At 55.4% G+C, this 18,902-nt stretch carries 18 protein-coding genes; 14 read left to right on the top strand and 4 right to left on the bottom strand.

The annotated features are described in order from the left end of the window. The 5 genes from yceG to ptsG all read left to right on the top strand — a co-directional run bounded on the left by yceG (position 1) and on the right by ptsG (position 5,188). On the top strand, positions 1-1,023 hold the full coding sequence (yceG, locus tag ROR01S_RS13010) for a cell division protein YceG (RefSeq protein WP_004860519.1): 1,023 nt from the start codon (positions 1-3) through the stop codon (positions 1,021-1,023). Further along, a complete protein-coding gene (tmk, locus tag ROR01S_RS13005; protein WP_004860521.1) occupies positions 1,013-1,654 on the top strand; it encodes a dTMP kinase in 642 nt (213 codons plus the stop codon). The genes yceG and tmk overlap by 11 nt, the downstream gene beginning before the upstream one ends. Beyond that, the gene (gene holB / locus ROR01S_RS13000) at positions 1,651-2,655 is read left to right on the top strand and encodes a DNA polymerase III subunit delta' (protein WP_064359559.1); all 1,005 of its coding nucleotides are present in this window, start codon (positions 1,651-1,653) and stop codon (positions 2,653-2,655) included. Before tmk ends, holB begins: the two co-directional genes overlap by 4 nt. Positions 2,656-2,665: 10 nt before the next feature. Further along, positions 2,666-3,451, top strand: a complete 786-nt coding sequence (locus ROR01S_RS12995; protein ID WP_004860525.1) for a metal-dependent hydrolase — start codon at positions 2,666-2,668, stop codon at positions 3,449-3,451. Positions 3,452-3,754: 303 nt separating this feature from the next. After that, positions 3,755-5,188, top strand: a complete 1,434-nt coding sequence (gene ptsG / locus ROR01S_RS12990; RefSeq protein ID WP_064359558.1) for a PTS glucose transporter subunit IIBC — start codon at positions 3,755-3,757, stop codon at positions 5,186-5,188. Between the two features lie 174 nt (positions 5,189-5,362). Here ptsG and fhuE read toward each other — a convergent pair whose 3' ends face one another. Then, positions 5,363-7,558, bottom strand: a complete 2,196-nt coding sequence (fhuE, locus tag ROR01S_RS12985) for a ferric-rhodotorulic acid/ferric-coprogen receptor FhuE (protein WP_015584644.1) — start codon at positions 7,556-7,558, stop codon at positions 5,363-5,365. A gap of 359 nt (positions 7,559-7,917) precedes the next feature. Between fhuE and hinT the strand changes: the two genes are divergently transcribed. The 8 genes from hinT (at position 7,918) to ROR01S_RS12945 (ending at position 14,059) form a co-directional block, all read left to right on the top strand. Beyond that, positions 7,918-8,274 (top strand): purine nucleoside phosphoramidase, encoded by a 357-nt coding sequence (gene hinT, locus ROR01S_RS12980; protein WP_004860530.1) that lies wholly within the window; start codon positions 7,918-7,920, stop codon positions 8,272-8,274. A gap of 3 nt (positions 8,275-8,277) precedes the next feature. Continuing rightward, positions 8,278-8,652 carry a YcfL family putative periplasmic lipoprotein gene (locus ROR01S_RS12975; RefSeq protein WP_064359557.1) on the top strand — a complete coding sequence of 125 codons (375 nt, stop codon included), beginning with the start codon at positions 8,278-8,280 and terminating at the stop codon, positions 8,650-8,652. A 21-nt stretch (positions 8,653-8,673) separates the two neighbouring features. Beyond that, a complete protein-coding gene (gene lpoB, locus ROR01S_RS12970; RefSeq protein ID WP_160873623.1) occupies positions 8,674-9,309 on the top strand; it encodes a penicillin-binding protein activator LpoB in 636 nt (211 codons plus the stop codon). Then, a complete protein-coding gene (thiK, locus tag ROR01S_RS12965) occupies positions 9,290-10,108 on the top strand; it encodes a thiamine kinase (RefSeq protein WP_015584642.1) in 819 nt (272 codons plus the stop codon). The genes lpoB and thiK overlap by 20 nt, the downstream gene beginning before the upstream one ends. A 20-nt stretch (positions 10,109-10,128) precedes the next feature. Beyond that, positions 10,129-11,151: a beta-N-acetylhexosaminidase gene (gene nagZ, locus ROR01S_RS12960; protein ID WP_015584641.1), complete on the top strand. Its 1,023-nt coding sequence runs from the start codon at positions 10,129-10,131 to the stop codon at positions 11,149-11,151. 26 nt (positions 11,152-11,177) lie between these two features. Beyond that, a complete protein-coding gene (gene ycfP / locus ROR01S_RS12955) occupies positions 11,178-11,720 on the top strand; it encodes an alpha/beta hydrolase YcfP (protein ID WP_004860539.1) in 543 nt (180 codons plus the stop codon). 240 nt (positions 11,721-11,960) lie between these two features. Then, entirely contained in the window at positions 11,961-13,265 is a 1,305-nt protein-coding gene (locus ROR01S_RS12950; protein WP_004860540.1) for an NAD(P)/FAD-dependent oxidoreductase, read from the top strand. A 254-nt stretch (positions 13,266-13,519) separates the two neighbouring features. Then, entirely contained in the window at positions 13,520-14,059 is a 540-nt protein-coding gene (locus tag ROR01S_RS12945) for a glycine zipper 2TM domain-containing protein (RefSeq protein WP_004860542.1), read from the top strand. Positions 14,060-14,114: 55 nt separating this feature from the next. On the opposite strand, the gene ROR01S_RS12940 is transcribed toward ROR01S_RS12945, so the two are convergent. Next, a complete protein-coding gene (locus tag ROR01S_RS12940) occupies positions 14,115-16,301 on the bottom strand; it encodes a TonB-dependent siderophore receptor (RefSeq protein WP_004860545.1) in 2,187 nt (728 codons plus the stop codon). Between the two features lie 244 nt (positions 16,302-16,545). Then, on the bottom strand, positions 16,546-17,181 hold the full coding sequence (locus ROR01S_RS12935) for a TetR/AcrR family transcriptional regulator (protein ID WP_015584639.1): 636 nt from the start codon (positions 17,179-17,181) through the stop codon (positions 16,546-16,548). Between the two features lie 248 nt (positions 17,182-17,429). On the opposite strand from ROR01S_RS12935, the gene bhsA reads away from it, so the two are divergent. Next, entirely contained in the window at positions 17,430-17,687 is a 258-nt protein-coding gene (gene bhsA / locus ROR01S_RS12930) for a multiple stress resistance protein BhsA (protein WP_004860548.1), read from the top strand. 213 nt (positions 17,688-17,900) lie between these two features. Here the strand turns inward: bhsA and ldtC are convergent, their stop codons facing one another. After that, a complete protein-coding gene (gene ldtC, locus ROR01S_RS12925) occupies positions 17,901-18,863 on the bottom strand; it encodes a L,D-transpeptidase LdtC (RefSeq protein WP_064359567.1) in 963 nt (320 codons plus the stop codon). Positions 18,864-18,902: the final 39 nt, after the last annotated feature.

Raw genomic sequence — 18,902 nt, 5'->3', positions numbered from 1 at the left:
ATGAAGAAAATGTTACGTTTTATCCTGCTGTTATTGGTCGTGCTGGGCATTGCTGCAGGCGCGGGCATCTGGAAAGTTCGTCAGCTTGCCCAGAGCAAGCTGCTGATTAAAGAAGAGACGATCTTCACCTTAGAGGCCGGTACCGGGCGCATGGCGCTGGGGGAACAGCTGTACGGCGATAAGGTCATTAACCGGCCGCGCGTATTCCAGTGGCTGCTACGTCTTGAGCCTGAATTATCCCACTTTAAAGCCGGTACCTACCGCTTCACGCCGAACATGACGGTGCGTGAAATGCTGCAACTGCTGGGCAGCGGCAAAGAGGCCCAGTTCCCGCTGCGGTTTGTGGAAGGGATGCGGGTGAGCGACTACCTGCGTCAGCTGCGCGATGCGCCGTACATCAAACATACGCTGGCGGACGATCGCTACGAAACCGTCGCCCAGGCGCTTAACCTCGAGCATGCGGACTGGGTTGAAGGCTGGTTCTGGCCGGATACCTGGATGTATACCGCCCATACCAGCGATGTGGCGATCCTCAAGCGCGCGCATCAGAAGATGGTCGCGCAGGTCGAAAAAGCCTGGGAAGGGCGGATGGATAATCTGCCGTACAAAGATCAGAACCAGCTGCTGACCATGGCGTCCATTATTGAAAAAGAGACGGCGGTTGCCGCAGAACGCGACCGCGTGGCGTCGGTATTTATCAATCGTCTGCGGATTGGCATGCGTCTGCAAACCGACCCGACCGTGATCTACGGTATGGGGGAGAGTTATACTGGCAAGCTGACTCGCAAAGATCTGGAGACGCCGACGGCCTACAATACCTACGCGATCGGCGGTTTGCCGCCGGGGCCTATCGCCGTACCGGGAGAAGCCTCTCTGAACGCCGCGGCGCACCCGGCGAAAACGCCTTATCTCTATTTTGTTGCCGATGGTAAAGGTGGGCATACGTTTAATACCAATCTGGCCAGCCACAACCGCTCGGTACAGGATTATCTGAAAGTACTTAAGGAAAAAAATGCGCAGTAACTATATCGTTATCGAAGGCCTGGAAGGCGCAGGGAAGACCACCGCGCGCAATCTGGTGGTGGAGGCGCTGCAGGAGTCGGGTATCAGCGATCTGGTGTTTACCCGTGAGCCGGGCGGCACTATTCTGGCCGAGAAGCTGCGCAGCCTGGTGCTGGATATTCAATCCACCGGCGATGAAGTGATTAATGACAAAGCCGAAGTGCTGATGTTTTACGCCGCCCGTGTTCAGCTGGTCGAGACGGTGATCAAACCCGCTCTGGCTCGCGGCCAATGGGTCATCGGCGATCGTCACGACCTGTCGACCCAGGCCTATCAGGGCGGCGGTCGCGGTATCGACCAGACGATGTTGGCGACGCTGCGTGATGCGGTACTGGGCGATTTTCGCCCGCACCTGACGCTGTATCTGGATGTAACGCCGGAGGTGGGGCTGAAGCGCGCGCGCGCGCGCGGCGAACTCGATCGCATTGAACAAGAGTCGCTGGATTTCTTCAATCGTACCCGGGCGCGCTACCTTGAGCTGGCGGCGCAGGATCCTACTATTCACACCATCGATGCGACGCAATCGCTGGACGCCGTCGCAAGCGATATCAGGGCGGTTATCAGTCGGTGGGTCGCGGAGCAAAGCGCATGAAATGGTACCCGTGGTTACGCCCGGCATTTGAACAATTAGTCGCCGGCTATCAGGCTGGACGGGGTCACCATGCGTTACTGCTTCAGGCATTGCCTGGCATGGGGGGCGAGGCGCTGATCTATGCGCTGTGCCGCTATCTCATGTGCCGCCAGCCGGAAGGAAATAAAAGCTGCGGGCAGTGCCATAGCTGCCAACTGATGCAGGCTGGCACGCACCCCGATTACTACACCCTGGCGCCGGAAAAAGGCAAAAGCGCCCTCGGTATTGACGCGGTGCGTGACGTTAACGAAAAGCTGTATGAGCGTTCCCGTCTTGGCGGCGCCAAAGTGGTATGGATAGGCGATGCTGCCTTGTTAACGGATGCCGCGGCAAATGCCCTGTTAAAAACGCTGGAAGAACCGCCGGAAAACACCTGGTTTTTCCTCGCCTGTCAGGAACCCGCGCGGTTGCTGGCCACGCTGCGCAGCCGCTGTCGCCTCCATCACCTTGCGCCACCGTCAGAGTCCTACGGGCTGGCGTGGCTGGAACGCGAGGTGGCACTGCCTCAGGAGGCGCTGCTCTCCGCGCTACGCCTGAGCGCGAATGCGCCTGCGGCGGCGCTGGATCTGCTGCAGGAAAGTCACTGGGCTTCCCGGCAGCAGCTGGTCCAGACGCTGGCGAGCGTGTTAAGCAGCGGCGACTGGCTGGCGCTGCTGCCGATTCTGAATCACGAACAGGCCGCAGTTCGTTTGCACTGGCTGGCATCGCTGCTGCTGGATGCACAAAAACGGCAGCAGGGAATCACCCTGGTGAGTAACCCTGATGCCTGGACGCTGGTCAATCAGCTGGCGCAGGCGCTGCCTGCCGCCCGCTTGCAGGCGATCGCACGCGACGTCAGCGCCTGCCGGGACCAGCTGTTGAACGTGGTTGGCGTCAACCGCGAACTGCTGCTAACCGAGCGCCTTCTGCGCTGGGAACATTACCTGCAACCTGGGACGGTACTTCCCGTATACCACCTCTGAGCGAGACATTATGTTTTTAGTCGACTCCCACTGCCATCTGGATGGCCTGGATTATCAAACGCTGCACAAAGACGTGGACGATGTGCTGGCAAAAGCCGCTGCCCGTGACGTGAAGTTTTTCCTCGCGGTGGCCACGACGCTGCCGGGATACCGCGGAATGCGTGAGTTGGTCGGCCCGCGCGACAATGTGGTTTTCTCCTGCGGCGTCCATCCGCTCAATCAGGATGAAGAGTACGATGTTGACGAGCTGCGCAAGCTGGCGGCGGAAGAGGGGGTTGTCGCAATGGGGGAGACCGGGCTGGACTATTTTTACACGCCGGAAACCAAACCCCGCCAGCAGGCTTCCTTTCGCGATCATATCCGCATTGGCCGCGAGTTAAACAAGCCGGTTATCGTGCATACCCGCGACGCGCGCGCCGACACGCTGGCGATTTTACAGGAAGAAAAAGTGACGGATTGCGGTGGCGTACTACACTGTTTCACTGAGGACAGGGAGACGGCAGGTAAACTGCTGGATATGGGTTTCTATATCTCGTTTTCCGGGATCGTCACCTTCCGTAATGCCGAACAGCTGCGCGATGCCGCGCGCTATGTTCCGCTCGACCGCCTGCTGGTGGAAACCGACTCGCCGTACCTGGCGCCGGTCCCGCATCGCGGCAAAGAGAACCAGCCGGCAATGGTACGCGATGTTGCGGAATACATGGCGGTACTGAAGGGGGTTTCGCTTGAGCAACTGGCGCAACAGACCACGCAAAATTTCGCCAGCCTGTTCCACATTGACCCCGCCAGACTGTAACCTGCCGATCTTTCTATTATTTTAAGGCTCGTAATTAATAGGTAAAGCGAGTAAAGTTCACCGCCACAAAATGGGCGGTGAAGGGTTTTTTGCAACATCCAGACACGGCTTATGTAAGTTGGTGTAAATTTTTCAACGCTGACTGATTGAAACGTGATAGCCGTCAAACAATGATTCCGTCAATTATTTTACTCTGTGTAATAAATAAAGGGCGCTTAGATGTCCTGTCCACGGCACGGTTCTCCCCCCGTGCCAATGCGTGAAAACGTAAAAAGCACCAAATACTCAGGAGCACTCTCAATTATGTTTAAGAATGCATTTGCTAACCTGCAGAAGGTCGGTAAATCGCTGATGCTGCCGGTCTCCGTGCTGCCTATCGCAGGTATCCTGCTGGGCGTCGGTTCCGCAAACTTCAGCTGGCTGCCAGCCGTTGTTTCCCACGTTATGGCAGAAGCAGGCGGTTCAGTCTTTGCCAATATGCCATTGATCTTCGCTATCGGTGTGGCGCTTGGCTTCACCAATAACGACGGCGTATCTGCGCTGGCTTCCGTTGTTGCTTACGGCATCATGGTGAAAACCATGGCGGTCGTTGCGCCGCTGGTTCTGCATTTACCTGCTGAAGAAATTGCGGCCAAACACCTGGCTGATACCGGCGTACTCGGCGGTATTATCTCTGGTGCTATTGCAGCGTACATGTTCAACCGCTTCTACCGTATCAAGCTGCCTGAATATCTGGGCTTCTTTGCGGGCAAGCGTTTTGTTCCGATTATCTCCGGTCTCGCCGCTATTTTCACCGGCGTGATCCTGTCCTTCATCTGGCCACCGATCGGTACTGCTATCCAGACCTTCTCTCAGTGGGCGGCATACCAGAACCCGGTTGTGGCGTTCGGTATCTACGGCTTCATCGAACGCTGCCTGGTACCGTTTGGTCTGCACCACATCTGGAACGTTCCTTTCCAGATGCAGATTGGTGAATACACCAACGCGGCAGGTCAGGTCTTCCACGGCGATATCCCTCGTTATATGGCAGGCGACCCGACTGCGGGTAAACTGTCCGGTGGCTTCCTGTTCAAAATGTACGGCCTGCCGGCTGCTGCTATCGCGATTTGGCACTCCGCTAAGCCGGAAAACCGCGCGAAAGTGGGCGGTATCATGATCTCCGCAGCGTTGACCTCGTTCCTGACCGGTATCACCGAGCCGATCGAGTTCTCCTTCATGTTCGTTGCGCCGATTCTGTACGTTATCCACGCAATTCTTGCCGGTCTGGCCTTCCCGATCTGTATCCTGCTGGGTATGCGTGATGGTACGTCGTTCTCTCACGGTCTGATCGACTTCATCGTCCTGGCTGGTAACAGCAGCAAGCTGTGGCTGTTCCCGATCGTCGGTATCTGCTATGCCATCGTCTACTACGTTATCTTCCGCGTGCTGATTAAAGCACTGGACCTGAAAACTCCGGGTCGTGAAGATACCACTGAAGACAGCAAAGCCGGTGCGACCAGCGAAATGGCTCCGGCACTGATTGCAGCGTTCGGCGGTAAAGACAACATCACTAACCTTGATGCATGCATCACCCGTCTGCGCGTCAGCGTGGCCGACGTAGCGAAAGTTGATCAGGCTGGCCTGAAAAAACTGGGCGCTGCTGGTGTGGTTGTTGCAGGTTCAGGTGTTCAGGCAATCTTCGGGACCAAATCCGATAACCTGAAAACTGAAATGGATGAATACATCCGCAGCAACTAAGTCGTGATGTGGGGAGACTAAGGCAGCCAACTGGCTGCCTTTTTTATTGCTGCCTTGGGCCGCGGATGAACAGGTGAATAAGAGACGAGATGGATGATATCGGGGATGAAACAGCCCCCGCCATATTATTCACGAGCGGGGACTGACTGGTAGAGAACAGCTTAAATCGATAGATCAGAAGCTGTAGCTGGCATTAACTGAGAAGTTGCGTGGCGCACCATACACGCCGTAGCTACCCAGATAGTCGTAGTACTCTTTGTCGAACAGGTTGTTGACATTGCCCTGCACGGCAAAGTTTTTACTCACCTGGTAGCGGGTGAACAGATCGATAATCGTGTAACCGCTTTGGGTAATCGTGCTGACGTTGTTCGGGCCATTATCAAGCTCTTGCCAGGTTTTATTCTGCCAGCGCGCGCCGCCGCCGATGGTCAATGCCGGCAACACTGGCAACTGGTAACGGGTGAACAACTTCAGTGAGGTACGCGGCTGGCTTGGGTTAACCGCATTTCCGTCTTCATCTTCTGCAACGTAGCGACTGCCGCCAAAGGTTAATTGCCAGTTATCGGTCAGCGCACCGTTCAGCTCAAATTCAATCCCTTTGCTGACGGTGCCATCGACAGATTTATATGCCGTCTGGCCGCCAGAACCTGGAATTGTTGTCCCGGTATTCACGGCGACGTTGTCCTGTTCAATACGGAAGAGGGATACCGTTGCTGTCAGACGAGTGTCGAACCAGTCACCTTTCACGCCTGTTTCATAGCTCTTACCGGTCGTCGGATCGAGGAACACACTATTGATATCGCGCTGGCCGGTCGGCTGGAAGATAGAGGTATAGCTGGCGTAAACGGACCAGGTATCGTCGATGTCATAAATCAGGCCGGCATACGGGGTCACGTCGTCGAATTTTGCGTGACGGATTTCATCCGGCTGGCGCTCGAGGTTATATTTAGCGCTCCACTCTGTATAGCGGGCGCCAAGGATCAGGTGCAGCGGATCCGCAAGGGAGATGCGCGACGCGGCATACAGGGATTTCTGCCGGATCACGTCGCGCTGATAGAGCGCAAAATTGGACCATGCCGGGTCGGACAGCTTACCGTTATAGTCGTAAATACTGCCAACGTCCATCAGGCCATAGTTATCGTTAACCGGATAGGCGTTGTCATAGTTATTGCGCTGGCGGCTATAGCTGCCGCCGAACATGACTTCATGCTGGCGGCCCAGCAGGTTGTACCCGCCGCGTACGAATGCGTCTACTGAGTCCTGTTTACGTTGACCCTTGTTCCAGCCGCCCCAGGCGCCATACCATTTGGATGCGTCATACAGTCCCGTTGCTTTATCGGGATAACCGTCGATATACATTAACTTGCTGTCAAAGTTGGTTTCCGCGTGCATGGTATTGATTTTGGCTTCCCAGCCGTTATCAAAGCGCTGTGTGAGGTTGGCGAAGATTTTGGTTGAATCGACGTTAGAGTAGGTCCAGTCGGCCGCGGTGTTAAAGCCTCGACGGAAATGGGTCTTGCTGCCATCGCTGAACATTGACGGGAAACCGCCCCAGGTCGGGCTGTCTTCCTCACTCTCCTGATAGTCATAGCCCAACGAAAGAGTGGTGGAATCCGTGACGTCCGCATCCACGACGCCGTAGATGAATTTTTTACGATAGTGGTTACGTTCAACCCACGAATCCTTATCCTGGTAGCCGGTGATGACCCGTCCCCGGACGTTGCCCGACTCGGTTAACGGAGCCTGGAGATCCAATACATAACGTTGATTGTTCCAGCTGCCATAGGTGGCAGAAACCGAGCCTTTAAATTCTTTACTGTCGGCATGCTTACGTACCATGTTGACATAGGCTGAAGGGTTGCCCGTGCCGCTCATTAACCCCGCCGCGCCGCGTACTACTTCGATTTTGTCATAAATTGCCGTATCGCCAGCGGTATCGCCGAAGTTCCATCGGTTATCGAGGAACGTTGGCATATCTTCATACGCAAAGTTGCTGACGAAGAAGCCGCGGGAATAAAAGTTAGTACGATGGGTGTCAACGCGGGATGCGCTCACGCCGGTCGTATTATCCAGAACCTGTTCGATAGTGTTGAGTTCCTGGTCCTGCATGCGCTGCTGGCTGATGACACTGACGGATTGTGGGATATCCCGTTGTACTAATAGCAGTTTAGTGCCAGTGGTGGTGGTTTTAACGCTGTAATCCTGCTGTTGGGCATCAGGCCTGATTTCCGTTGTACCTTCTACAATGATGGTATCGTCGGTATCGGCGGCGGCAATACTGAGGCCGGGATGAAGCGCCAGCGCAATACCAACGGCCAGCAGGGACGGCGCGATACGCCGATCCCGGGAATTAATCGTGAGAAGCATCATAAACCCTTAATCAAATAGTTATTGTTATGTGCCGGGACTCTACGGCCACGGTCATATCGTGTCTGGAAGCGCACCGCATCCAATAGTGAATACAAATGAGAAATATACGCATTAGTATTTAATGTGTAAACAGAAGTAAGAAGTGTTATCAGAAACGGCAATTAGCGCTTCGGTTAAACGCATTCACCGGAGATATGATTAATCCATCAGCAGCTAACAGCGCCGCGGGATAAGAAAAAGCGCATTCAGGTTGAAAGAGGAGGAGTAACTCGCTCATACTCTTAGGCGAATCCTGTGCATCCGCGTTTATCTGCAGAGGCAGGCCAGAGCACGGTATAAAAATTAATAAGGAATCAGTCATGGCAGAAGAAACGATTTTTAGCAAAATCATTCGCCGGGAGATCCCGTCGGATATGGTTTATCAGGATGAACTGGTGACCGCTTTTCGCGATATTTCCCCGCAGGCGCCGACCCACATTCTGATTGTCCCCAATATCCTGATTCCTACCGTCAACGATGTGACCGCTGAACATGAACTGACGCTGGGGCGCATGATGACCGTGGCGGCAAAAATTGCGCGTGATGAGGGTCTTGCTGACGATGGCTATCGTCTGATTGTCAATTGCAATCGCCACGGCGGCCAGGAAGTCTACCATATCCACATGCACCTGCTGGGCGGTCGCCCGCTAGGTCCGATGCTGGCTCACAAAGGTTAATCGATGCGCGCAGCTCATTTCGGCCCGCTTCTGGCGGCTGTGCTCCTGGTCGGGTGCGGTTCCCATGCGGAAATCCCCGTGGGTGAACAGCAGACTCTGGTGATGGAATCCAACGTGCTGGCGGCGGGCATCAGCGCCGATGCGCCAGAGGTCACGGCCTCAGAGATTCAGGCAACCGCCACTTCCAGACTGTTTAATGAACGACAGGAACCGATCATCGTGCATTACCGCTTCTTCTGGTATGACGCCAGAGGACTGGAAATGCATCCGCTGGAGCCGGCCCGGAGTATCACGGTGCCTGCGCACTCTTCTGTCACCTTGTACGGTAGCGCGAATATTTTGGGGGCGCATAAGGCCCGCCTGTATCTTTATCTGTAAGGGGTAATTGTAATGATTAAAATGTGTCGCTACGCGTTAATCACGGCACTGGCGATATTCCTTGCTGGGTGCGTGGGGCAACGTCAGGAGCCCGCTCCCGTTGAGGAGGCGCAGCCGAAGCCAACGCAGCCCGCCCAGCCGCAGCCGACGGTACCAACCGTACCTACGGTTCCGACTATTCCGGGGCAGCCCGGGCCGATTGAACACGAGCAGCAGCCGGCACAGCCCGCGCCGCGCGTGCGTCATTATGACTGGAATGCGGCGGTACAACCGATGGTGGGGCAAATGCTGCAGGCAGGCGGCGTCAATGCGGGAAGTATTCTGCTGGTCGACAGCGTGAATAACCGCACCAACGGCACGCTAAACGCCGGAGAGGCGACGACGGCGTTGCGCAATGCCCTGAGCGGGAATGGCAAATTTACGCTGGTGTCTGCCCAGCAGCTGGGCGTGGCAAAACAGCAGCTGGGTTTATCCCCTCAGGATAGTCTCGGCAGCCGCAGCAAAGCGATGGGGATTGCCCGTACCGTGGGAGCTCAGTACGTGCTGTACTCAAATGCGACCGGCAACGTCAATTCACCTGAGCTGAAAATGCAGCTGATGCTGGTTCAGACCGGCGAGATTATTTGGTCAGGTAAAGGTGCCGTTCAGCAACAGTAAACTGACGCGCGATGAGGTGTTGTCGCGCTTTTTTCCCCGCTATTCACCTGTCGCCGGCCTGGGCCAGAATGGCCTGAGCGGCGGCAGCTGTATTATCAGCGACGGCGTCCGGCGGCTGGTCCTGCGCCAGCCGCACGACCCCGACGCTCCCGCCCGTGAATTCCTCCGCCAGTACCGCACCCTGTCTCGCCTGCCGAAGACCGTCGTCCCCGCGCCGCTTTTCTATTCGCCGGGATGGCTGGCGGTGGAATATTGCGACGGCGAGATGAAAAGCACGCTTCCGGAGTGCCCGCGGCTGGCAGGGTTATTGTATCATCTGCACCGGCAGCCGCGTCTGGGCTGGCGTGTGGCGCTGGCACCGCTGCTTGAACGCTACTGGCTGGCCTGCGATCCTGCGCGGCGCACGCCGCTGTGGTTGCGTTGGCATAAACGTTTGTTGCAGCGCGGCGAGCCTCGCCCTCTGCGGCTGGCGCCGCTACATATGGATGTGCACGCCGGCAATATTGTCCATACGAAAGCGGGGCCGCGGTTGATCGACTGGGAATATGCGGGCGATGGCGACATTGCGCTGGAGCTGGCCGCGGTGTGGATTGCGCCGACGGCGCATCGCCAGCTGGTCACCGCATATGCCCGGCTGGCACATATTGATGAGCGGCTGCTGTGGCGACAGGTACAACGCTGGCGTCCCTGGGTCATATTGCTGATGGCGGGCTGGTATGAACGCCGCTGGCAGCAGACCGGCGACCGGCAATTTATCACGCTGGCAGATGAAACATGGTGTCAGTTAGGCAAAGAATGAAAAGGATAAGAGAGGTCAGTGTGGGTCCGGTAATGTTGGATGTCGAAGGGTTTGAACTGGATGCGGAAGAGCGTGAGATTCTCGCTCATCCGCTGGTGGGCGGGCTGATTTTATTCACCCGCAACTATCACGATCCGGCCCAACTGCGGGAGCTGGTGCGCCAGATCCGCGAGGCTTCGCGCAATCATCTGGTGGTGGCCGTCGATCAGGAAGGCGGTCGCGTTCAGCGCTTTCGCGAGGGGTTTACCCGACTGCCGGCCGCGCAATCTTTTGCGGCGCTACTGGGGATGGAAGAGGGCGGCGCGCTGGCGGCTCAGGCCGGTTGGCTGATGGCCAGCGAGATGATCGCGATGGATATCGATATCAGCTTTGCGCCGGTTCTCGATGTCGGCCACATCAGTGCCGCGATCGGTGAACGCGCTTATCATGACGATCCGGATAAAGCGCTGGCTATCGCCCGCCGCTTTATCGACGGAATGCACGAGGCGGGAATGAAAACCACCGGGAAACACTTCCCGGGACACGGCGCAGTGACCGCGGATTCGCATAAAGAGACGCCGCGAGATCCGCGTGCTGAAGCCGAGATTCGGGCCCGGGATATGGCGGTTTTCCGCACCCTGGTGGCGGAAAATCGTCTCGACGCCATTATGCCTGCCCACGTTATCTACAGCGATGTGGATCCGCGCCCGGCCAGCGGTTCAGCGCACTGGCTCAAGACGGTGTTGCGCGGTGAACTGGGTTTCGATGGGGTGATCTTCTCTGACGATCTGTCGATGGAAGGGGCGGCGATCATGGGCAGCTATGCCGAACGCGGGCAGGCATCGCTGGATGCAGGTTGCGATATGATCCTGGTCTGCAATAATCGTAAGGGTGCGGTCAGCGTGCTGGATAACCTGTCGCCGATCAAAGCAGAGCGTGTTACGAAATTGTATCATAAAGGTTCATTTACCCGTCAGGAGTTAAGGGATTCTGCCCGTTGGAAGACGGTTAATGCGCAGCTGGAGCAGCTCCACGCGCGTTGGCAAGAGGCGAAGTCTGCGTAATTGACCTGAAGTCTGGTGAGGATGCGATGATTATCTATTTACACGGTTTTGACTCAAACAGTCCCGGAAACCATGAGAAGGTGCTGCAGCTGCAGTTTATCGATCCCGATGTGCGTCTGATAAGCTACAGTACGCGGCACCCAAAACATGATATGCAGCACTTGTTAAAAGAAGTCGATAAAATGCTGCAGCTTAATACTGACGATCGGCCGCTGATTTGCGGCGTCGGTCTGGGCGGCTATTGGGCGGAACGGATCGGTTTCCTTTGCGATGTGCGTCAGGCTATTTTTAACCCCAATCTGTTTCCTGCGGAAAACATGGAAGGGAAGATCGACAGGCCTGAAGAGTATGCTGATATCGGGACCAAGTGCGTCAACAATTTCCGCGAGAAAAACCGCGATCGTTGTCTGGTGATACTCTCCCGCCAGGACGAAGCGCTGGACAGCCAGCGTTCCGCCGACCTGCTGCATCACTACTATGAAATCATCTGGGATCATGAGCAGACCCACAAATTCAAAAACATCTCACCCCATCTGCAGCGGATAAAAGCCTTTAAGACGCTAGGCTGATCTGCTCCCGGCCTCCGGCCCGTCGTATGTGAATACGGCGGGCTTTTTTTATGTCGCCGGTGATGGCATGGTTAAAAAACAGGCGGTAAAACTTGATGCATATCAATTTTGGTATGACCAATGACCCGTTCATGGTATTCTCAATTTCGCTGAATGGTTTCACTGCTGTAACTTGTTGTTAAATAAGAGCTATTTATATAACTTTTAATTAACAATTGGTTAATATTTTTAGGGGGTCTCGTGACTACACCATTGAAAAAAATCGTAATCGTAGGTGGCGGTGCCGGTGGACTGGAACTGGCGACTCAGCTGGGGAGAAAGCTGGGGCGTAACAAAAAAGCGAAAATCACGCTGGTGGACCGTAATCATAGCCATCTGTGGAAGCCGTTGCTGCATGAAGTGGCGACCGGTTCGCTCGATGAAGGTGTCGATGCGCTGAGCTATCTGGCCCACGCCCGCAACCACGGTTTCCAGTTCCAGCTGGGTTCAGTGGCGGATATTAACCGTGAAGCGAAAACCATTACGCTGTCCGAGCTGCGTGACGAGAAGGGTGAGCTGCTGGTCGCCGAGCGCAAACTGCCGTACGACACGCTGGTGATGGCGCTGGGCAGTACCTCTAACGATTTTAATACTCCGGGCGTCAAAGAGAACTGTATTTTCCTTGATAACCCGCACCAGGCGCGTCGTTTCCATCAGGAAATGCTGAACCTGTTCCTGAAATACTCGGCTAACCTCGGCGCCAACGGCAAAGTCAATATCGCGATCGTGGGCGGCGGGGCAACCGGCGTTGAGCTCTCGGCTGAACTGCACAACGCGGTGAAGCAGCTGCACAGCTACGGTTATAAAGGGCTGACTAACGAGGCATTGAACGTGACCCTGGTTGAAGCGGGTGAGCGTATTCTTCCTGCGCTGCCGCCGCGTATTTCCGGCGCCGCTCACAATGAACTGACAAAGCTTGGCGTGCGCGTCCTGACGAAAACCATGGTGACCAGCGCCGATGCCAACGGTCTGCACACCAAAGACGGCGAGTTCATTAATGCCGACCTGATGGTCTGGGCGGCGGGGATCAAAGCGCCGGACTTTATGAAAGAGATCGGCGGTCTGGAAACCAACCGCATTAACCAGCTGGTGGTTCAGCCAACGCTGCAAACGACGCTTGACCCGGATATTTATGCGATCGGCGACTGCGCATCCTGCGCGCGTCCGGAAGGCGGATTTGTGCCGCCGCGCGCCCAGGCGGCTCACCAGATGGCGACCTGCGCGCTGAATAATATTCTGGCGCAGATGAAAGACAAACCGCTGAAGTCCTACGTCTACAAAGATCACGGTTCGCTGGTTTCGCTCTCCAACTACTCGACCGTCGGGAGCCTGATGGGCAACCTGATGCGCGGTTCAATGATGGTTGAAGGACGTATTGCGCGCTTCGTCTATATCTCTCTGTACCGTATGCACCAGATCGCGCTGCACGGCTACTGCAAGACCGGCCTGATGATGCTGGTAGGTCGCATCAACCGCATCATTCGTCCCCGTCTGAAGCTGCACTGAGTATCTGTTTGCCTCATTCCCGGGTTGTGCCGCCAGGCGCGCTCGGGATTGTGACAAGGCTAACGTCGAGCCGGTTATCTCCTTGCCGGCTCAACGACAGAATTTCTGTCTGTCATTGAACGCATAACATCTCAGATTCCTCTGAATCCACTCCGTTTTCCGCTTTTCCTCGCATTTTTCATCCGCTTTCTCATTTGCAAGGTTCCCGGGTCGATAGCAGAATTGTTTCTATCAGCAACAAGGGAGGATACCCCGTGAATAAATCAATGTTGGCGGGTATAGGGATTGGCGTGGCTGCCGCGCTGGGTGTTGCAGCTGTCGCTGGTCTTAACGTCTTAGATCGTGGCCCGCAATATGCGCAAGTGGTGTCCAGTACACCGATAAAAGAGACCGTAAAAACTCCGCGTCAGGAATGCCGTAACGTCACCGTGACCCATCGTCGTCCGGTGCAGGATGAAAACCGCATCGCCGGCTCCGTTCTTGGCGCCGTTGCCGGCGGGGTCATCGGCCATCAGTTTGGCGGCGGTCGTGGTCGCAGCGTGGCGACCGTAGTGGGCGCGTTGGGCGGCGGTTATGCCGGTAACCAGATTCAGGGCTCGATGCAGGAAGGGGATACCTACACCACCACCCAGCAGCGCTGTAAAACGGTGTACGACAAGTCGGACAAAATGCTGGGCTACGATGTGACCTACAAAATCGGCGATCAGCAGGGAAAAATCCGCATGGAACACGATCCCGGTACGCAGATTCCGCTGGACAGTAACGGCCAGCTGGTCCTTAACAACAAAGCGTAAAAAAGACGTGACTGTTATTTGCCCCTCCTGCACTCAGGCTGAGGGGCTTTTTTTATCAGAAGCTGACGGCGTAGTTCAGGCCAAAGGTACGCCCGCGACCTTTGTATTCATACAGTGAACTGCTGCCGTAGGTCGGGCTGTAGAGCAGCGGGGCGCGTTGTCCCCAGATGGTGACATAGTCTTCGTTCAGCAGGTTCTCGATGCTGAAGGTCAGTTTGCCAACCGGGAGCGCATAGCTGCCGATAAAGTCTACGGTATTGTAGCCGTCGAGCTTATTACCGCTGGCATCGCTCAGGTCGAATACCTGCTGAGTCTGCACGCGCAGCGACCACGGATCCGGTGCCCAGCCGACCCAGGCGGTGGCTTTGGAAGGCGAAGCGAGAGTCACATCCCATTTCTGCCAGCTACCGTCACTCTTCACCTGGGATTTCAACACGTTGAAGTTTGCACCTGTGCTCCAGTCGCTATCCGGGAAGAAGTAATCGACGGCCCCTTCCACACCGTAAATACGCCGCTTGTCGGATTGTACGTCGATCGTCATATCGGTACGGTTAACAACAATGGTTTTGTCCGAGGTGGAGTAGTATGCCGCCAGCTGGGTACGCAGATTATCGCCGGTGTAACGCCAGCCCAGTTCGTAGGAGTTGACTTTGATCCCCTGCAGCGGCGAATCACCCACGTTGACACTCGACAGCAGGGGATAGTTGCCGTTGACCGCCGCGCCGTATTTGCCGATACCATAGTATTTACCCGGGTCCGGCAGCTCGACGCCCTGCGAGAAGTTAAACCAGGTCTGCTGGCGGTCGGTGAGGTGGGCGACAATACCGGCGTTAAACAGGAAGTTATCATAATCCGTTTTACCACCCGGGATGGCATCGGCCGAGTTCACCTTGCCGCTGGCGACATCCTGCTGCTGGGCGTAGCCGACAAAATCATCAACCCGGTTTTCCGTCCACTGATAGCGCACGCCGCCGCTCAGGGTGAAAATATCATTCAGGTCATAACTACTCTGCAGGAACGGCGCCAGGTTTGTAATGCTATAGCCCGGATAACGTCCTGTTGTATAGATAGACTCGTTGTGCAGGCCGCCTGATGCCATCGAGGTGTTCAGATCGAAGAACATCTGGTTGGCATTAAAGGTCTCATGATCGGCATCCAGCCCCCAGGTCAGATCCCAGCCGTCGAGCGGTTGGCTGTTGAGGGTAATCTTCGCACCGTACTGATCGGTATCCTGTTTAGATGAGGAGAAGCTGCTGACCTGACCTTTGGTGAGCGTCGGGAAGGGGTAAAAGGTCAGCGACTCGTCGCGATAATAGATCTGACTGACCAGATTCTGGCCATAGAAATCGGCATCGGAGTATTGCAGGCTAATCAGATGCCGCTCGGTGCCAGGAACGCGGTCGGAATTGAGTCCGTCGGTGGTATAGGCTTTACCCTCGCCGGTGACGGCCGACATGTTTTTGCCGAGATACAGGCCGTAATCATCGCCCTGGCTTTTATAGTATTGCGTTACCAGCTGCAGCTGACGGTTATCGTCAATGTTGATGGTGCCGGTGCCCATGACATCCAGACGATCCGAGTGCTGCAGGCCGGTCTGCGTATTATCGAGGACCAGCGCATCGTTATTGCCATCATACCAGCCGCCAAAACGCTGATAAGCCACCGATAACCGGCCGGAGGCATGGTCGGTGCCGCCGCTGACCGCCGCCGCTACGCGTTCGTCGTGATCGTTGCTGTTGGCAAACCCGCTTTTGCCACCTAATTCCAGATCCACCTGGCGTTCCTGCTGCCCTTTTTTGGTCACGATATTGATCAGGCCGCCGGTACTGCCGCCGCCATACAGCGAAGTGGCGCCGGAGATGACTTCAATATGCTCAATGTTGAACGGGTCGATGGCGTCGAGCTGACGGCTGTCGGTACGGGAAGAGTTGAGGCGAACGCCGTCGATCAGCACCACGATGGCCCGCCCACGCATGTTCATTCCGTAGTTGGTTCGTCCCTGGCTGCTGACATCAATGCCGGGAATCAACTGGGCCAGGACGTCTTTGAACTCCTTTCCACCCTGAACCTGTTGTTCTATCTCCTGACCTTCGATAACCCACGTGGTTTGCGCCATTTCGGCGACGGTGCGGTGAGTTCGGTTGGCGCTAACGATAATGTTTTCTTCATCCGCCTGCGCGACAAAGGCGGGCAGGGCGGTGGCCAGCAGCAGTGGGTTAAGCACCCAGAGACGCTTGTTCATACGCATTCCTTTTATGAGTTAACGGCATTCATATTGTTTTTAGTGTTCGATGCGGGCGCATCGGATGTTACAGATGGAAATAAGCAGAAAAACTTAAGAGCGGATTTTGCACGTAGTGATTATTGTTATCAATATCATTTACAACAAAATTGACACCTAACAGCGTGAAAACATGAGTAAAATTGGGGTTAATCAGGAAAGAGGGGTGAAAACCCGGTGGCGATCGTCACCGGGGAAGCGCAGATTAGTGCTGGAGGATTTGCGGCCACAGCCGCAGAGTGGTATCGGCGATTTGCATCAGTCTGGTGAAATCAGCCCCTTCGCGTGCGCTGATGGACATCCCTTGCAACACGCAGTTTAAGAACTGCGCCAGCTGTCGCACATCGCCGTTTTCCGGCAGCTCGCCGCGCAGCTGACGCTGCTGGAGGAACTGGGTCAGCGTTTGTTCCTGCATCGCGTGCCGCGACTTAATGGTATTGGCGATCGCGGTAGATGATGCCGCCAGCGCCGCGGAAGTATTGATCATAAAGCAGCCTGCCGGCGTGTCTTTGCTGGTAAAGCAGGTGGCAATGGCGGTGAAATAGTCCCGCAGCGCCTGATCGACTGATTTTTCTTCGGCAAACAACAGCGCTTCATGTCTGGCGGCAAAACGTGAAATATAGCGATCCAGAACCGCGCGAAATAACCCTTCCTTGTTGACGAACTCAGCGTACAGCGTCGGTGCTTTTGCCCCGGTCGCCTCCACCAGATCGGCAAGAGAAGTTGCCTCGTAGCCGTGCTGCCAGAAAAGTGCCATAGCCTTATCCAGCGCCGCTTCCTTGTCGAACACTTTAGGTCGGCCACGGCTTTTTTTTGTGCAACTTTGAACGTCAGTTGTCATGATGCCGCTGTACCTATGTTGGTTTGTTGAAGGGGCATTATAAAAACAAACGTTACAACCTTCCAGCGCTGAACCCGCAAAAATAAATAATTCATATATGTATGAATTTTAAGTTGTTTATAAATAAATAAACGATCGTTATAAAAATTCATTGACGTGTGATATAGGTCACATTATTATTTACCTATCGATCGTTAGTTAATTCTTGCGACCCTACTAAAAAAATCATCTGCATAGGTATAATAATCATGAAAAACATCAAAACGCTGACGCTGGCCGCCGTGCTAAGCTCTCTTTCTTTCGCCAGCTTCGCGGCTGTTGAGGTGCAATCCACACCTGCCGGCCAACACAAAATAGGTACTGTTTCTGCCTCCGCCGGGACAAACCTGGGCTCGCTGGAAGACCAGCTGGCGCAGAAAGCGGAAGAAATGGGCGCAACCTCTTTCCGTATCACCTCAGTCACGGGTCCAAACACCCTGCATGGCACTGCGGTTATCTACAAATAAGTTTCGTTTTACCCCTGTCATGCCACTGACAAAACGCGACCCCTGACCCCTTTATCAGGCCGCGAGCAGTAAGTTGTTCCCTGTTATGCCACTTACGTGACGCGGTTTTCACCCCTTTATGAAACCGCGAAGCGTCGCACTATCGTTTTACCCCTTTGTTATCCCATAAAAAAACCGCCCCCAGGGGCGGTTTTTTTATTTCAGTCTACGCACTTACAATGACTGCTCGCCAGCAGTATGGTGGCGGGTAACGTCAATCGGCATACCTGAACGCAGCGTCATCGCACGATCCATCACCGTCTGATCGGTCTGCGCGGCCTGCTTAAACGCCATCATTTCACTATTCAGGACTATCGGCAGCGTCTGCGGATCGTCATTTAAGTGTTTGGACAGCGGCTGATGGATTTCCACCAGGCGTCTACCGTCAGGCTCCACGGAGACTTTCACTGGCGTGTTGATAATATTGACTTTTGTCCCTGGGGTGACGTGCTTAAACAGGGTTTTGATGTCGTCATCGCGCAGGCGGATACAGCCGGAGCTGACGCGCATTCCGATGCCAAAATCGGCATTCGTGCCATGCAGCAGATAGACGCCGCCGTAGGCCGCAAGGCGGATAGCATGGTGGCCCATCGGGTTATCCGGCCCGGCAGGTACCACGCCCGGGAGTTCTATCCCCATCGCTTTATACCGTGCGCGAATATTCGCCGTCGGCGTCCAGGTTGGATTTGCGCGCTTGTCGGAGACGGTGGTGATCATCGTAGGGGTCAGGGTATCGCCTCCCAACTGGCCGATACCGATAGGGTAGACGGTGACCTCGTTTTTCCCCGGCGGGTAATAGTAGAGGCGAAGCTCGGCGAGATTAATCACCAGCCCTTCGCGCGGCGCTTCCGGCAGTAGAGTCTGGAGCGGAATGGTCAGCACGCTGCCGGCACGCGGAACGTAAGGGTCGACGCCGGGATTAGCCTGAAGTAATGCCAGAAAGCCCACGTTGTATTTTTTGGCGATAGCTTCCAGCGAACCGCCGTTATTCTGGACGACGTGAAACTGATTTTGCCCGACGAGGCGGCTGCCTGACGGCGGTAAGGGCCAGGTATTGGCGCGGGCAGGAAGGGCCAGGGCGCCAGCAACGGCCACCATTATCAGCCACAGTGAGAAACGCGATATGAGAGTAGTCATAATAAATAAGTGGTTATTTTTTATGAGGAAACAGACGGG

This window comes from Klebsiella ornithinolytica NBRC 105727 = ATCC 31898 (assembly GCF_001598295.1).
Taxonomy (GTDB): domain Bacteria; phylum Pseudomonadota; class Gammaproteobacteria; order Enterobacterales; family Enterobacteriaceae; genus Klebsiella; species Klebsiella ornithinolytica.
The sequence above is the reverse complement of the archived record's forward strand: the minus strand, read 5'-3'. Positions and strand labels throughout refer to the sequence as shown.

What these genes read in the sequence shown, in the direction of transcription:
- fhuE (WP_015584644.1), bottom strand. Translation starts at nt 7,558, where the DNA reads ATGATGCTTCTCACGATTAATTCCCGGGATCGGCGTATCGCGCCGTCC.
- hinT (WP_004860530.1), top strand. Translation starts at nt 7,918, where the DNA reads ATGGCAGAAGAAACGATTTTTAGCAAAATCATTCGCCGGGAGATCCCG.
- tmk (WP_004860521.1), top strand. Translation starts at nt 1,013, where the DNA reads ATGCGCAGTAACTATATCGTTATCGAAGGCCTGGAAGGCGCAGGGAAG.
- ycfP (WP_004860539.1), top strand. Translation starts at nt 11,178, where the DNA reads ATGATTATCTATTTACACGGTTTTGACTCAAACAGTCCCGGAAACCAT.
- ptsG (WP_064359558.1), top strand. Translation starts at nt 3,755, where the DNA reads ATGTTTAAGAATGCATTTGCTAACCTGCAGAAGGTCGGTAAATCGCTG.
- lpoB (WP_160873623.1), top strand. Translation starts at nt 8,674, where the DNA reads ATGTGTCGCTACGCGTTAATCACGGCACTGGCGATATTCCTTGCTGGG.
- ROR01S_RS12975 (WP_064359557.1), top strand. Translation starts at nt 8,278, where the DNA reads ATGCGCGCAGCTCATTTCGGCCCGCTTCTGGCGGCTGTGCTCCTGGTC.
- ROR01S_RS12995 (WP_004860525.1), top strand. Translation starts at nt 2,666, where the DNA reads ATGTTTTTAGTCGACTCCCACTGCCATCTGGATGGCCTGGATTATCAA.
- ldtC (WP_064359567.1), bottom strand. Translation starts at nt 18,863, where the DNA reads ATGACTACTCTCATATCGCGTTTCTCACTGTGGCTGATAATGGTGGCC.
- ROR01S_RS12940 (WP_004860545.1), bottom strand. Translation starts at nt 16,301, where the DNA reads ATGAACAAGCGTCTCTGGGTGCTTAACCCACTGCTGCTGGCCACCGCC.
- yceG (WP_004860519.1), top strand. Translation starts at nt 1, where the DNA reads ATGAAGAAAATGTTACGTTTTATCCTGCTGTTATTGGTCGTGCTGGGC.
- bhsA (WP_004860548.1), top strand. Translation starts at nt 17,430, where the DNA reads ATGAAAAACATCAAAACGCTGACGCTGGCCGCCGTGCTAAGCTCTCTT.
- ROR01S_RS12935 (WP_015584639.1), bottom strand. Translation starts at nt 17,181, where the DNA reads ATGACAACTGACGTTCAAAGTTGCACAAAAAAAAGCCGTGGCCGACCT.
- holB (WP_064359559.1), top strand. Translation starts at nt 1,651, where the DNA reads ATGAAATGGTACCCGTGGTTACGCCCGGCATTTGAACAATTAGTCGCC.